Raw genomic sequence first — 14,576 nt, 5'->3', positions numbered from 1 at the left:
TTCGGAGCAGTATTTTTCTCTTCAAAATAGATGTGCAGGATTTGGTTTTCTTCTTCAAATTTTACAATCTCAAAATACTCAATGAGAAGTTCCGGCAAAAATAATTTAAGGAGTTCGACATCATTTAACATCCTTCAAAATTATTAATTTTTATCTTTCTCCCCAAGTTTTGGAATTGATCCCTTTATATATTGTAAAGGTTTTATTTCTTAACATCTAAATAGGTGTTGATATTAAATTCTTTGTTGGAATTTGATCAGATAAAATATTTTTTTGTTTTATTTTCGCTGAAAATTTGTTGTACTATGTGGAAGTTTATGAAAAGGCTGATTTTTATTCTTGTTATCACAAATATACTTTTCGTGATTTTTGGTATTTTTTTCAATCCGCCAATTACGTGGACACAGCTGGGAAGTGTCTTCAAGTATGGGAAGCTGCAGCGTGATTATGTGTCCTATGATGATATGGGGAGCAATATCAAAAAAGCAGTGATTGCTTCAGAAGATCAGGCGTTTTTCGATCACAAAGGTTTTGATTACAAAGCCATAGAAAAAGCCATGAAAAAGAATGACAAGAAAGGCAAAGTCGTAAGAGGTGGCAGTACGATCTCTCAGCAGACTGCAAAAAATGTTTTTCTTTGGCAGGGCAGAAGCTGGATCAGAAAAGGTTTCGAAGCTGTCTATACATTCACTATAGAAAAAATCTGGGGAAAAGATATCATCTTGGAAAGATATCTCAATGTAATAGAGATGGGGCAGGGCGTTTTCGGGGTAGAAGCAGCTGCGCAGTATTATTATAAAAAACCTGCAAAAGATCTTACCAAAAGTGAAGCCGCTTGGATTGCTGCGATTTTGCCGAATCCGAAAAAATATGATCCGAAAAACCCAAGTGCTTATCTCAACAAAAAACACAGCTGGATCATGAGGCAGATGAATAATATTGTTCTGAAATGATTACTTTTGTGCTAAGATGCCAATTAGATTGATTAGAAAAGACAGTTTCAGTACTATTCTGAATAATTATTTCAGCGAGAGAAATGAGACTTTGTCTTTGCAGCCTTTATCCGAAATTATTACTAGTCTGAAGAGAGAGGATCTGGGCGTTTTTACCGCCTATCTCAAGGATAATGATACCATCAGGGAAAACCTGCTATTGTACATTCATCATATTTTCAAAGATAAACCCTTTAATCTGTCTTTGACGGAAGCCGATATTCTTTCGGAAAATGCGTTCTATCCGGAATTCAAAAAGAGACTTCTCAATAAAGTTCTCCCGCCGATAGAAAATGAAAAGACCATTTGGTATCTGGTAGATAACGTTTTGGTAACACCCAAAAAAGATCTGGAGTTTTTCCAGAATTCGCCTGAAGACAAAATGAATGAGCTGTTTCAATTGCTTAAAATTGATAAGTTCATCAATAATCCACACGTCAAAAAAGAACTTCTGTTTTCGCTTAATATCTTGGCTTGGCGGGTTATCGGGAATGCTCTGGACGTTGATGTCGTAAAAATGGCCCCGGAATACCGGAATTTTGATAATCCTTTTCTCGCCCTGCAAAATGAATTGGATACGATCAATACGCTTTTCAGTCAGAATCCGGATTTTAAATTTACATCGACGGATGAGATCTATAAACAGACCAAGATCTATATGGAGCACTGTCTGGAGTTCGTGAATTTGGCTTTTAAGAATTCATCGAAGTACGGTATTTCCAGCAAAACCAACCAGTCTTTATTGAAAATTAGACAACAGCTTAATAGGATGTCTGATATTATCAAATTGTTTGTGGTAGATCATGATGAAGCTTATCTGATCAATTCCAAGCAGTTGTTTTTTAATATTTTAAAGTATAAGTCGCATAAGAATAACATCCGCGATCTGGTATCAGACAGTACAAGGCTGATGTCGCATCTCATCACAAATCACACCGCGGAAACGGGAACACACTACATTACTTCTACGCTCAAGGCTTATATGAAAATGTTTTGGAAAGCCTCTGGCGGAGGCGTTGTCGTAGGCGCGCTTTGCGTTTTGAAAATGCTTTACAGTTACATCCCAGCTAGTGATTTTGCCCACGCATTTTTATATTCTATGAACTATGCGATGGGATTTGTGATGATCTATCTGATGAATTTTACATTGGCGACAAAACAGCCTGCGATGACCGCTGCCACAATGGCAAAAGTACTGTCAGAAGGGAGTAGCAGAAATACTTATATTGAGTTTGCGCATGTTGTTTCCCAATTATTCAGATCGCAGTTTATAGCTTTTGTAGGCAATGTTTTGATATCGTTTCCGGTAGCCCTGATGATTATCTATGGATTGGAAATTTTATTTAAACAGAATTTTGCTTTTGAGAAGTCAGGGAAATTGCTCTATGATCTTGATCCATTTCAGTCCAAAGCTATATTGCACGCTTGTATTGCTGGGGTCTTTCTGTTTATATCGGGAGTTATTTCCGGGAATATCAGTAATAATTCTGTGTTTTTTCAAATTCCCAAAAGGATTGCCAAAAATCCTTTCATCAATTATTTCTTTGGACAACGCTTTGCCAAACAGCTCTCTATTTATTATTCTAAAAATTGGGCAGGGATTGTTTCTAATTTTTGGTTTGGTGTTTTTCTAGGCGCTACAGCACCAATCGGACTTTTTCTGGGATTAGATCTGGATATCCGTCATATTACGTTTGCGGCAGGTAACTTTGCTTTAGGCCTGTATGGGAAAGATTTTGTGGTCACGTCTTATATGTTTTGGATGGCATTTGCAACGGTTTTTATCATCGGTTTTTTCAATTTTATCGTCAGTTTTGGTTTGTCGATGTTGTTGGCGTTCCGTTCCAGAAAAGTAGAAATGAATGAGGCAAGTGAGATTTTCCGAGAGATCTTCCGATATTTTATCAGAAATCCATTTCGTTTTTTCTTTCCTTTAAAATCCAGATTAGATGAGAAAAGCAAGCGGATGATCGATGAGATTACTACAGGATCAACAGATCATTGATCAATGCTTCATTCTTCAAAACTTCTCTGAATTTCTTTAAGAAAAAAGTCTTTCTCAGTCGGAAATCATTTTTCAAAAGTGGTGATTTTATGCGGATGATCAGAACTTGTTCTTTCAGATTGACGCTCACGATCTCAGCAAAAAGATCGCTGGAAAGATAATCTTCCAAAAAATCCTTGATCTCGAAAGCCTTCAGTTTATCTTCAAAACCATAGATTCTTGCAAAAGAATTCACAAGTTCAGAAGATAGGTATTCGCGTTTTTTTCTGCTCATTTGGGGTTCTTTTCTAGATCTTAATTAGATTGTAAAAGTAGAAAATTCAAGCACAAAAATCAGTATATTTGCACGCTAAAAGTTAAAAGTTGATGGTTCGGCATTTTAATGCAGTAGCTTAAACCAGAAACTTGAGAGCTTAAACCAGAATTTTATGAAACCGTAAGGTGGCATAACTTGATATAAACAAATAAAAATTTCGTTATGAAATGTGGCATTGTAGGTCTTCCGAATGTAGGAAAATCAACCCTTTTTAATTGTCTTAGTAACGCCAAAGCGCAATCTGCTAACTATCCGTTTTGTACGATAGAGCCGAATCTAGGAACTGTTTCTGTACCAGATACCAGACTTTTCGAATTGGAAAAAATCGTAAATCCTGAACGCGTTTTACCTGCGGTTGTAGAGATCGTGGACATTGCTGGGCTGGTAAAAGGTGCGAGCAAGGGCGAAGGGTTGGGAAATCAATTCTTAGCAAATATCCGCGAATGTGAAGCTATTATTCACGTCCTAAGATGTTTTGATAACGGAAATATCATCCACGTGGAAGGCACCGTAGATCCTATCCGGGATAAAGAAATCATCGATATCGAGCTCCAGTTGAAAGATCTGGAAGCGATTGGAAAGGCGGTGGATAAAGCCAAAAAATTCCTGAAATCTGGCAAGAAAGAGGATCTGATGACGTATGATGTTCTGCAGAATATTCAGACTTTTGTAGAAGAAGGCAAGAATGCAAGAGAGTTTCCAATGGATGATTTTGCAAAGTCCATTTTAGATGAAGTTCAGTTATTGACCAATAAGCCAGTTTTATATGTTTGTAACGTAGACGAAAACGCTATCAAAAACGGAAACGACTGGATCGCTAAAATTGAAGAAATGGCTCAAACTGAAAATGCAGAAGTAGTGGTTTTAGCAGCACAGATCGAAGCAGACATCAATGAGCTGGAGACTTTTGAAGAAAGACAAATGTTCCTGGAGGAACTTGGGCTAGAAGAGCCAGGTGTGAACAGATTGATCAGAAAAGCTTACGATCTTTTGAAATTACAGACCTACTTCACAGCTGGAGTTAAGGAAGTTAGAGCTTGGACAATTGGTCAAGGTTGGACAGCGCCACAAGCAGCTGGCGTCATCCACACAGATTTTGAGAAAGGTTTTATCCGTGCAGAAGTCATAAAATACAACGATTTTATGAATTACGGTTCCGAAGCGAAAGTAAAAGAAGCTGGAAAACTCTCTGTGGAAGGAAAAGAATATGTCGTTCAGGATGGCGATATCATGCACTTTAGATTTAATGTTTAAATATAAACATTTAAAATATTTACAAAACACTTTCAGAAATGGAGGTGTTTTTTTGTATTTTTAGCCACATTTAAAATAAAATATGATGGTTAAAAAATTACTTTTTGCTTCAGCTTTAGCAACTGCTTTTTACTCTCAGGCGCAGACCTCGGTTTTTAAAGAAGATTTTGAGGACGAAGCATCTGTTGCACAGTGGAAACTAATTGACAGAGACGGCGATGGGGAGAATTGGGAAATTCTAAATGCAGAGCTGAATGAACTTCCGAATTTTACTGGAAATCTGGCCGTTTCTTTCTCTTGGTATCTAGATGTGTTTACGCCGGATAATGTTTTGGAAAGTCCGTCAATCACATTGCCAAATTCTAACTCATTACATTTAACTTTCAAAGCGGCAGCTGGCGACGAGGAGCTTTTCCAGGAACATTATGCAGTATATGTAATTCCGGCCACTTCAACTTTTACAGGAACAGAAACACCTGTTTTTGAAGAAACTTTTGATGCAGGATATTTGGATGTTGCAAAATTGATTAATGTTGATATTTCACCTTTTAAAGGACAAGATGTAAAACTGATTTTCAGACATTATGACTGTACGGATGTTTTCTATATGGGAATAGATGATATTGAAATTAAAGATAATGCAGGATTGGCGGTCACAGAATCATCCGCTTTATCAATAAAAATTTCTCCAAATCCAACATCAGATTTAATAAAAATTTCTGGAATCAAAAACATTGATCATGTGAGGATTTTTGATATGACTGGTAAAATTGTGAAAGAAACAAACACTTCGGAAGTTGTTGTAAAAGACCTTGTTTCAGGACAATATATTGTAAATGTTTACGCAGGGAATCAAGTAATCTCAAGAAAATTAATTAAGAACTAACTTTGTAATGCTTCAAATTTGAGGTGCTTTCATCAGTTAAAAATCAAAGTCAGGCGATCATCTGGCTTTTTTTTGTAAATAAATTGATCAACATCGATTAAAATTAATTTCTTAAAACTTTCAAATTAAATTTCATTTCGTTAAATTTGTGAGTTACCAATTCTTTTACGGTTTCAATGTCTTTCAGAAATCAAAATATATGAGCGAAATCAATCCTGTAAATTACTCCGAAGATAATATCAGAACCCTCGATTGGCAAGAGCATATCAGGCTTCGTCCTGGGATGTACATTGGAAAACTGGGCGACGGTTCTTCGGCAGATGACGGGATTTATATTCTCCTCAAAGAGATCATCGATAACTCCATCGATGAGTTTGTGATGAAAGCCGGTAAACGCATCGAGATCAAAGTAGATGAGGGCAAAGTCACCATCCGGGATTTCGGACGTGGAATCCCGCTAGGAAAAGTGGTTGACGCGGTTTCCAAAATGAACACCGGTGGAAAATATGACAGCAAAGCCTTTAAGAAATCTGTTGGTCTTAATGGTGTGGGGACCAAAGCGGTCAATGCATTGTCGGGGTTTTTCTGGGTAAAATCTGTGAGAGACAACCGTGTGAAAATGGCAGAGTTTTCCAAAGGCCTTATCAAAACAGATTATCCCGAGGCGGACTCTTCTGACAGAAACGGAACCGAAATCAGCTTTATCCCGGATGAAGAGATCTTCATTAATTTCAAATTTAGAAAAGAGTACGTTGAGCGTATGCTCCGTAACTATGCTTACCTTAATCCTGGTTTGTCTATCTTTTTCAATGGCGAAAAATTCTTTTCAGAAAATGGATTGAAGGATCTTTTGGAAGAAGAGCTGGAAAGCGAGATTATTTATCCAATCATCCATCTGAAAGAAGAAGATATCGAAGTCGCCATCACGCATTCCGATAAATCACAGACAGAGACGTACTTCTCCTTTGTCAATGGACAGAACACAACACAGGGTGGTACTCACCTCAATGCTTTCCGCGAAGCATTTGTAAAGACCATCAGAGAATTCTATAATAAGAACTTTGAAGCTGCCGATATCCGTAAATCTATCGTAGCGGCGGTATCCATCAAAGTGGTAGAACCTGTTTTTGAGTCTCAGACCAAAACCAAATTGGGCTCCAACGAAATCGAGCCTGGCGGCGTCACGGTGAGAACTTTTATTATAGATTCGCTTAAAAATAAACTGGACAATTATCTCCACAGAAATCCTGAAACGGCAGAAGCCATTCTCAGAAAAATTATGATTTCTGAAAGGGAAAGAAAGGAACTTTCCGGTATCCAAAAGCTCGCGAGAGAACGGGCGAAGAAAGTGTCGCTTCACAACAAGAAGCTGAGAGATTGCCGCCACCATTATAACGATCAAAAAGCGACGAGAAAGTCCGAAACGATGATCTTCATCACCGAAGGAGATTCTGCTTCCGGCTCTATCACCAAGTCTAGAGATGTGGAAACACAGGCTGTTTTCTCCCTCAAAGGGAAACCGCTGAACTGCTATGGACTGACGAAAAAAGTAGTGTATGAGAATGAAGAGTTCAACCTCTTGCAGGCTGCTCTTAATATCGAAGAAAGCCTGGAAGATCTGAGATACAACCACGTGGTGATCGCAACAGATGCCGATGTAGATGGGATGCATATCAGATTATTGATGATTACATTTTTTCTGCAATTTTTCCCGGATCTCATAAAAAACGGACATTTGTACATTTTACAGACCCCGCTTTTTAGGGTTAGAAATAAAAAAGAAACCAGATATTGCTATTCTGATGCAGAGCGGCTGAAAGCACTGGATGAGCTCGGGAAAAATCCGGAAATCACCCGATTCAAAGGATTGGGGGAAATATCTCCTGACGAGTTCAAACATTTTATTGGAAAAGATATCAGGCTGGAACCAGTGGTTTTAGGAAAAGATCAAACCATCGCACAGATTTTGGAATTTTATATGGGGAAGAATACACCAGACAGACAGTTGTTCATTTTGGACAATCTGGTAGTGGAGGAAGGCGATATCGATAAAAAACAAAATTTAGAAACGGCATCATAATGAGATTAAGTAATAGAAACAGAACACCTTATTATAGCTTTATATATTCACTTTGTGGGATTGTTTTTATTTTGGGAATCATTGCGTATGTTCTGGAAATTAATAAGTTTGCTGTATTTGGTGACAAGTCGTGGATCATATTGCTGATTCCGGCATTGACGTTTCTTTTTCTCTTTTTTTTAGGAAGACCTGTTTTTGAATATGACAGCGATGGGGAAGCGCTTAATTTCCGAAATAATCATATTATTTACATCCTTTCTAAAAAAAATGCAAAAGATGAATTTCCAAAATACAAATTATTGCAATTCAATGTTGTTAATGCGGTCATATTTAGGAGGTTATATATTTATATTTCCAGTAAGAAAAATCATGTCCTCATTCTCAAATATGATGTTTCTTTTCTCAGCAGAAAACAGGTAAAAGATCTTAAGTTTTCTTTGAACAAAGTGGTAAAAGCCAATAATGAAATCAGAAAAGATGATAATACAGTTATAGATTAATGGAAGAAAGTACACATCACGAAGAAAGCCTTAAAAAAGTCTCGGGGCTGTATAAAGATTGGTTTCTGGATTATGCTTCTTATGTAATTCTTGACCGTGCAATTCCTTCTATTTTTGACGGATTCAAGCCAGTACAGCGGAGAATTATGCATTCTATGCGCGAGTTGGAAGATGGCAGATATAACAAAGTCGCCAATGTCGTTGGTAATACCATGAAATATCACCCGCATGGGGATGCTTCTATCACTGATGCCATGGTGCAGATTGGCCAAAAAGAATTATTGATAGATACACAGGGAAACTGGGGGAATATCTACACGGGAGATTCTGCAGCAGCGGCCAGATATATAGAGGCAAGATTGACGCCTTTTGCTTTAGACGTTGTTTTCAACCCAAAAACCACACACTGGACCAAATCTTACGATGGCAGAAACAACGAACCGGTAGATCTCCCGGTAAAGTTCCCATTGCTGTTAGCGTCCGGTGTAGAAGGTATTGGTGTGGGACTTTCTACCAAAATAATGCCGCATAATTTCAATGAATTGATCACGGCTTCTATCCTTCATCTGAAAGGAAAGAAATTCGAATTGTTTCCTGATTTTCTGACAGAAGGCATGTTGGATGTCACCAATTATAATGACGGAAAACGGGGCGGAAAAATACGAGCCAGAGCCAGAATCATCCAGAAAGACAAACATACGCTTTCCATCACAGAGCTGCCTTTTTCAAAAAATACCGGCGACTTGATAGACAGTATTATCAAAGCCAATGAAAGGGGAAAGATCAAGATCAAAAAAATAGAAGACAATACATCGGATGTCGTAGAGATCAATATCCATCTGCATCCAGATGTATCACCTGATAAGACGATAGATGCACTTTACGCTTTCACAGATTGCGAAGTTCCTATTTCACCCAACGCCTGCGTTATTGTTGGTGACAAGCCGATGTTTTTGTCGGTTTCTGATATTCTGAAGCATAATACAGATCACACCGTTTCTTTGCTGAAAAAAGAACTTGAAATTGAGTTGCATGAGTTGCAGGAAAACTGGCATTTTTCTTCACTGGAAAGGATCTTTATAGAAAACCGAATCTACCACGATATCGAAGAAGTCAAGTCCTGGGAAGAGGTCATCAAAACCATTGATGAAGGTTTGAAGCCTCACACCAAACATCTGTTGAGAGCTGTAACAGAAGATGATATTTTGAGACTGACGGAAATCCGAATCAAAAGAATCTCTCGTTTTGACCTTGATAAATTCAAAGAGAACATCCTCGCCCTGGAAGGAAAAATAGAACAGGTAAAATACCATTTGGCCAACCTGATTGCGTATGCGATAGATTATTACACCAATATTCAGAAAAAATACGGGAAAGGAAAAGAAAGAAAAACAGAACTGAGAATCTTCGATACCATAGATGCCAGTAAAGTGGCGGTAGCGAATGAAAAATTCTATGTCAATTGGGAAGAAGGTTTCATAGGAACTTCACTCAAAAAAGACGAATACCTCTTTGACTGCTCGGATATCGATGATATCATCACCTTCCAGAAAGATGGGACGATGAAGGTCGTAAAAGTAGAAGGCAAAACCTTCATCGGAAAAAATATCGTGCACGTAGCCATTTGGAAAAAGAACGATAAACGGACGGTTTACAACTCCATTTATCGTGAAGGCAGAGAAGGGCCTTATTACATGAAACGTTTCTCCGTAACCGGTGTCACCAGAAATACAGATTACAAATTGGCTTCTGACAAAAAAGGTTCAGAAATGCTTTATTTCTCGGCCAATCCAAATGGAGAAGCAGAGGTGGTTTCTGTTCTTCTGAAACCGAATGCCAGAGTCAGAAAAAACAAAATCGATATCGATTTCTCAGAAATTGCCATCAAAGGTCGCGATTCCAAAGGAAATCTCGTCACCAAATATGCAGTCAAGAAAGTGGACCTCAAAGAAGAAGGCGTTTCTACTTTGGCACCCAGAAAAATCTGGTTCGATGACTCTGTAAGACGTCTGAATGCAGATGGTAGAGGAAATCTGCTCGGAAGCTTCAAAGGTGATGATAAGATTTTGACGATCAATTCTCAAGGCGAAGCAAAATTGGTTTCTTTTGATCTGATGAACCGTTTTGATGACGACTACCTGATCCTTGAAAAATGGAATCCCGAACAGGCGATAACCTGTATCTATTTTGACGGCGATAAAGACAAATATTTTGTAAAACGTTTCCTTCTGGAGAATACCACCAATGTCCAATCTTTCTTCAGCAACGAAAATCCAAAATCATTCCTGGAATTTGTGACGACAGAAATGGGCGCCATTGCAGAATTGGTGTTCCCGAAGATAAAAGACAAACAGAAAGAGTCGGAAACCGTAGATCTGGATGAATTTATCACCATCAAAGGTATCAAAGCCATTGGAAATCAATTGACTAAAGATAAAATTAAAAACATTAATATTACCATTCCAGAACCACCGGAAATCATAGAAGAAGAACCGGAAATCGATGACGTACCAGACGAAGAGCTGGACGACGACGGTGGAACCATAGGAAGCCTTTTCGACGAAGAAAATTAAATAAGAACACCACAAGAAAATGAATATCGTTTTACTCATCATTATCGTAATTACCTGCGTTGTCAGTTACATCGGACTTCAGCAGCCAGAGTTTTTCCAGAAATATAAATTCGAAGTTGGAGCCATTCAAAGAAGAAAAGAATACCTGAGGCTACTGTCTGCCGGATTTTTACACGGCGATTTTATGCATCTGTTTTTCAATATGTATACGCTCTACATCTTCGCACCTATCGCTTTAATTGGATTTCACGTCTACGGATTTCTCATCATTTATTTTGGATCTATGATTCTGGGCAATGTATTTTGCCTGTACCATTACAGAAATGTACCGTTTTATTCCGCCATTGGTGCTAGTGGAGGCGTCTCTGGGATCCTGTTTGCAGCAGTAGCTTTGGCGCCTAATGAGATCAGGATTTGGTTTATACCAGGATTTCTTTTTGGCGCTTTATATTTTGGGTATTCCGTTTATATGATGCTGAATCCCAGAGCCAATGACAATATTGGTCACGCGGCGCATCTCGGTGGTGCATTTTTCGGATTGGTTTACGCAGTCATCGCGTATCCGGAATTTGCGATGCAGAATGCTTTGTATATTGGGATTATGGCATTGCCGCTCATCTATCTGTCTTACGAGATATTCATCAAAAAAAGGATTGGCTAGTAAAATTCCACTTCTCAGAAGCGGTGACAATGATTAATAATTTTTTGATGCGCTCGTTTCTGGAGCAGGACGTTGGTGTATCCGTTCCAACATTCGTGCCCGCTGTCCGCTATATCTTTTATGTGATTGCGAATGACATTTGGTCTTCCATAGCACTTTGTTACACCATCGCAATCACAAAAAAGGATGCCGCTACCATCGGTGCTATGTTGAGGTTTTGCTATTCTTTTCAGGGTTATAAGAGCGCATAGTCCAAACAACTGTCATTAATTTTAACGAATAAAAATGGGGATTATCCTTTATCGATTGTACTGACTGTTTTTCCCACAAGACGCACCACAAACTTCACAAACAGCACCACGCTTTCTACAACTTGTGAAAGACCTGTGAGTTCCTTGTGGTAAAAAGACCACAAAAAACAAAAACAGTTTTTCAACTTTGGAATAGTCTTTACATCCAGAATAAAAATAAAATGAGATACTCCTTGATGCGTTTCTCGACTTTTCAAATTCGAAAATATGGGCAAAAATTGCGAAAAACATAGCGGATTTTGCGTTAGCTGTAAATTATTTCCGCCCAAAAATCATCCTGTCATTGCCGGAAATATCCTTCAAAAGCTCAACTTTAGAAAAACCATCCTGATATAATTCCAAAGTTTCATTTCCCAATTTCTGATTGATTTCGAGAAACAACAGTCCATTTACCACCAAATGTTTTTGACAATCTTGAGCAATTTTTCGATAGAAAATCAAAGCGTCAGAAGTAGGAGAGAAGAGTGCCAAATTGGGTTCGAAACCTTTCACAGATACTTCAATTTCCGGATTTTCCTCAATCCCAATATAAGGCGGATTGCTGATAATGACGTCATAAATTTCCTCCAGATCAGCATTCAGATAATCTCTGTTGACAAAATTAATGGCAGTGTTATGGAACGCTGCATTTTTTGAGGCAATATCCAAAGCATCTTTGGAAATATCAATTGCTGTAACTTCCGCTTCCGGAAAATAATTCTTCAGAACCACCGGAATAATCCCGCTTCCCGTTCCAAGGTCCAGGATTTTGATCGCCTGACTCTTGATTCCTGTTTCTTGAATTTTAGCAATTGCCAATTCCAGCAATTCTTCCGTTTCTGGTCTTGGGATCAAAACGTGTTCATTCACAAAGAATTTGAGTCCAAAAAATTCGGTTTCGCCAAGAATCTGCTGAAAAGGTTTTCCTGTTTTTAATTCAGCAATCGAATCCAAAAATCGTTTAGCATCACTTTCTGACAGATCATTTTCCAAACCGTTTCGCAACGCAATTTTATTCAGATTCAAAAAATGTTCACCGAAAATAGAAAACAATGCCTCTGTTTCGGATTTAGAATACAAATCTGAAAGTTGTTCTTGAAATTGAATTTTGATTTCTGAAAGTGTCATAATCGAATTTAGCGCAAAGTCGCAAAAAATAACTAATTGACAAAACTAAAAAGTCGCAAAATAACTTTGCCACCCGTAAAATCTCTCGTATTCTTTACTCTTCTTTTTAGCGATTTATGAATCTACCTCGTAAAAACCAAATTAGTTTCAGTCGATAATTTCTCATCAAACAGATAGTTCTCGTAGTTGAAAGCTTTGATGTCATTCAGAGTCTTAACCTGTTTTTCGGCACAAAAGCGTAAAACCAGTCCACGAGCGTGTTTCGTGTAAACCACAATGGTTTTCAGTTTCCCATCTGGCTGTATTTGCTTGAATTCAAAATCAATGACTTCGCCTTTCAGAGTTTTTCTGTCAATCACTTTAAAATATTCTGTGCTGGCAAGATTGATGACCAATTCGTCTTTTTTAAGCTCAGAATTCAGTTGATCTGTCACTTTTTCTGTCCAGAAAGTATATAGGTTTTTGTAGGTTTCAAATTGGAAAGGTCTTCCCATCTCCAGTCTGTAAAGCATCACTTTGTCCGATGGTTTCAGAAGACCGTAAAGTCCGGATAAGATTCTGTAATGTTTCTGAAGATAATCTACTGCGGTTTTGTCCAGCGTTTTGGTGTCCAGACCTCTGTACACTTCACCAGTGAAAGCAAACATGGCCGGTGCAGAATTTTTAGAAGTTGGTTTAGCGCTCCATTTCTGATTCCGTTCCCAGTTCTCATCTGCTAGTTTCGGTGATATTTCCATCAATTCCGACAGGTATTTTGGTGATTTTTCTTTTAGATGGGATTGGATTAATTCTGATTCCTTGATAAATTTCGGCGTGGTAGATTTGAAAAACGTGGTCGAATTTTCTATGTTCATCAATTTGGCCGGAGAAGTAATGAATTTCATGGCGAGTTTAAAATTTATGGTTTGTTTTCAAAAGTGTTAATCCAAAACTTTGAATGACGAGCGTGTGATTTACAGAATCCCTTTTCCTTGACGGAGGATTTCCGGTTCACCAGAAGTCAAATCAACAATTGTAGATGCTTTGTTATCGCCGTAACCAGAATCGATAACGAGATCTACCAATTTTTCATATTTCTCGGCAATTAGTTCTGGGTCTGTAGAATATTCTAGGATCTCATCATCGGCATGAATGGAGGTTGAAACAATTGGGTGACCCAGTTTTTCTACAATCATTTGTGGAACGATATGATCAGGAACTCGGATTCCTACCGTTTTGTGACCTTTATAGGACGTAGGCAAGTTTCTGTTAGCTTCCAAAATAAATGTGAAAGGACCGGGCAAATGTGCTTTCAAAAATCTGAAAGTTGCCGTTTCTATGGGTTTGGTAAATTCGGAAAGATGACTGAGATCATTACAAATGATGGAGAATTTTTGTTTATCCAGCTTGATTCCTTTGATCTGGGCAAGTCTTTCCATCGCCTTGTGGTTGTAGATATCACAACCAATCGTGTAGATTGTATCAGAAGGGTAGATCATCACGCCACCATTTTGTAACACCTTAACAGCTTCGTTGATGAGGTTTTCTTGTGGGTTTTCGGGATATATTTTCAGGATTTTTGCCATAATCAAAGGTATGAAATATTTAAAAATAGTGTTTAACGGATCAATTCCAAAACTTGGGGAGAAAGATAAAAATTAATAATTTTGAAGGATGTTAAATGATGTCGAACTCCTTAAATTATTTTTACCGGAACTTCTCATTGAGTATTTTGAGATTGTAAAATTTGAAGAAGAAAACCAAATCCTGCACATCTATTTTGAAGAGAAAAATACTGCTCCGAAAGAGTTTTCTTCTCTGCTATTACAGTCAAAAGGTTTTGTTCCGGAAATAACCGTTGATGATTTTCCTCTGCGTGGAAAAACAGTAAAACTCCACATCAAACGCAGAA

The 14,576-nt window shown here is 38.0% G+C and carries 15 protein-coding genes; 10 read left to right on the top strand and 5 right to left on the bottom strand.

Annotated features, from left to right (window positions below; translation table 11 throughout):
- Nucleotides 1-305: 305 nt before the first annotated feature.
- Together mtgA and F564_RS0116350 are read left to right on the top strand one after the other, a co-directional pair.
- On the top strand, nt 306-953 hold the full coding sequence (gene mtgA / locus F564_RS0116355) for a monofunctional biosynthetic peptidoglycan transglycosylase (protein WP_028123560.1): 648 nt from the start codon (nt 306-308) through the stop codon (nt 951-953).
- Nucleotides 954-969: 16 nt separating this feature from the next.
- On the top strand, nt 970-2,997 hold the full coding sequence (locus F564_RS0116350) for a recombinase (RefSeq protein WP_028123559.1): 2,028 nt from the start codon (nt 970-972) through the stop codon (nt 2,995-2,997).
- On the opposite strand, the gene F564_RS0116345 is transcribed toward F564_RS0116350, so the two are convergent.
- Nucleotides 2,975-3,271, bottom strand: coding sequence for a hypothetical protein (locus F564_RS0116345; RefSeq protein WP_028123558.1), 297 nt, complete (start codon nt 3,269-3,271; stop codon nt 2,975-2,977). The two genes, F564_RS0116350 and F564_RS0116345, sit on opposite strands and share 23 nt — an antisense overlap.
- Nucleotides 3,272-3,475: 204 nt before the next feature.
- On the opposite strand from F564_RS0116345, the gene ychF reads away from it, so the two are divergent.
- From ychF to F564_RS0116310, 7 genes are all read left to right on the top strand, one after another.
- Complete coding sequence (gene ychF, locus F564_RS0116340; protein ID WP_028123557.1) at nt 3,476-4,567, top strand: redox-regulated ATPase YchF; 1,092 nt, start codon at nt 3,476-3,478, stop codon at nt 4,565-4,567.
- An 82-nt stretch (nt 4,568-4,649) separates the two neighbouring features.
- Nucleotides 4,650-5,453, top strand: a complete 804-nt coding sequence (locus F564_RS0116335; protein ID WP_028123556.1) for a T9SS-dependent choice-of-anchor J family protein — start codon at nt 4,650-4,652, stop codon at nt 5,451-5,453.
- A gap of 199 nt (nt 5,454-5,652) precedes the next feature.
- Nucleotides 5,653-7,533, top strand: a complete 1,881-nt coding sequence (locus F564_RS0116330) for a DNA topoisomerase IV subunit B (RefSeq protein WP_028123555.1) — start codon at nt 5,653-5,655, stop codon at nt 7,531-7,533.
- Nucleotides 7,533-8,033, top strand: a complete 501-nt coding sequence (locus tag F564_RS0116325; protein ID WP_028123554.1) for a hypothetical protein — start codon at nt 7,533-7,535, stop codon at nt 8,031-8,033. The genes F564_RS0116330 and F564_RS0116325 overlap by 1 nt, the downstream gene beginning before the upstream one ends.
- Nucleotides 8,033-10,606: a DNA gyrase/topoisomerase IV subunit A gene (locus F564_RS0116320; RefSeq protein ID WP_028123553.1), complete on the top strand. Its 2,574-nt coding sequence runs from the start codon at nt 8,033-8,035 to the stop codon at nt 10,604-10,606. The genes F564_RS0116325 and F564_RS0116320 overlap by 1 nt, the downstream gene beginning before the upstream one ends.
- 19 nt (nt 10,607-10,625) lie before the next feature.
- Nucleotides 10,626-11,267 (top strand): rhomboid family intramembrane serine protease, encoded by a 642-nt coding sequence (locus F564_RS0116315; protein ID WP_028123552.1) that lies wholly within the window; start codon nt 10,626-10,628, stop codon nt 11,265-11,267.
- A 47-nt stretch (nt 11,268-11,314) separates the two neighbouring features.
- Entirely contained in the window at nt 11,315-11,518 is a 204-nt protein-coding gene (locus F564_RS0116310) for a hypothetical protein (protein WP_154656904.1), read from the top strand.
- 41 nt (nt 11,519-11,559) lie between these two features.
- Here the strand turns inward: F564_RS0116310 and F564_RS21130 are convergent, their stop codons facing one another.
- From F564_RS21130 to F564_RS0116290, 4 genes are all read right to left on the bottom strand, one after another.
- Complete coding sequence (locus tag F564_RS21130) at nt 11,560-11,682, bottom strand: hypothetical protein (protein WP_262493708.1); 123 nt, start codon at nt 11,680-11,682, stop codon at nt 11,560-11,562.
- A gap of 151 nt (nt 11,683-11,833) precedes the next feature.
- Nucleotides 11,834-12,685 carry a peptide chain release factor N(5)-glutamine methyltransferase gene (gene prmC, locus F564_RS0116300; protein WP_028123549.1) on the bottom strand — a complete coding sequence of 284 codons (852 nt, stop codon included), beginning with the start codon at nt 12,683-12,685 and terminating at the stop codon, nt 11,834-11,836.
- 122 nt (nt 12,686-12,807) lie between these two features.
- Nucleotides 12,808-13,569 carry a peroxide stress protein YaaA gene (gene yaaA, locus F564_RS0116295; RefSeq protein ID WP_028123548.1) on the bottom strand — a complete coding sequence of 254 codons (762 nt, stop codon included), beginning with the start codon at nt 13,567-13,569 and terminating at the stop codon, nt 12,808-12,810.
- A 69-nt stretch (nt 13,570-13,638) separates the two neighbouring features.
- The gene (locus tag F564_RS0116290) at nt 13,639-14,250 is read right to left on the bottom strand and encodes an L-threonylcarbamoyladenylate synthase (RefSeq protein WP_028123547.1); all 612 of its coding nucleotides are present in this window, start codon (nt 14,248-14,250) and stop codon (nt 13,639-13,641) included.
- Between the two features lie 88 nt (nt 14,251-14,338).
- Here F564_RS0116290 and F564_RS0116285 point away from each other — a divergent pair.
- On the top strand, nt 14,339-14,576 hold a 238-nt coding region (locus F564_RS0116285; protein ID WP_028123223.1), incomplete at its 3' end, for an ISAon1 family transposase N-terminal region protein.

The sequence above is a fragment of the Epilithonimonas tenax DSM 16811 genome, assembly GCF_000428485.1.
Taxonomy (GTDB): Bacteria; Bacteroidota; Bacteroidia; order Flavobacteriales; family Weeksellaceae; genus Epilithonimonas; species Epilithonimonas tenax.
The sequence above is the reverse complement of the archived record's forward strand: the minus strand, read 5'-3'. Positions and strand labels throughout refer to the sequence as shown.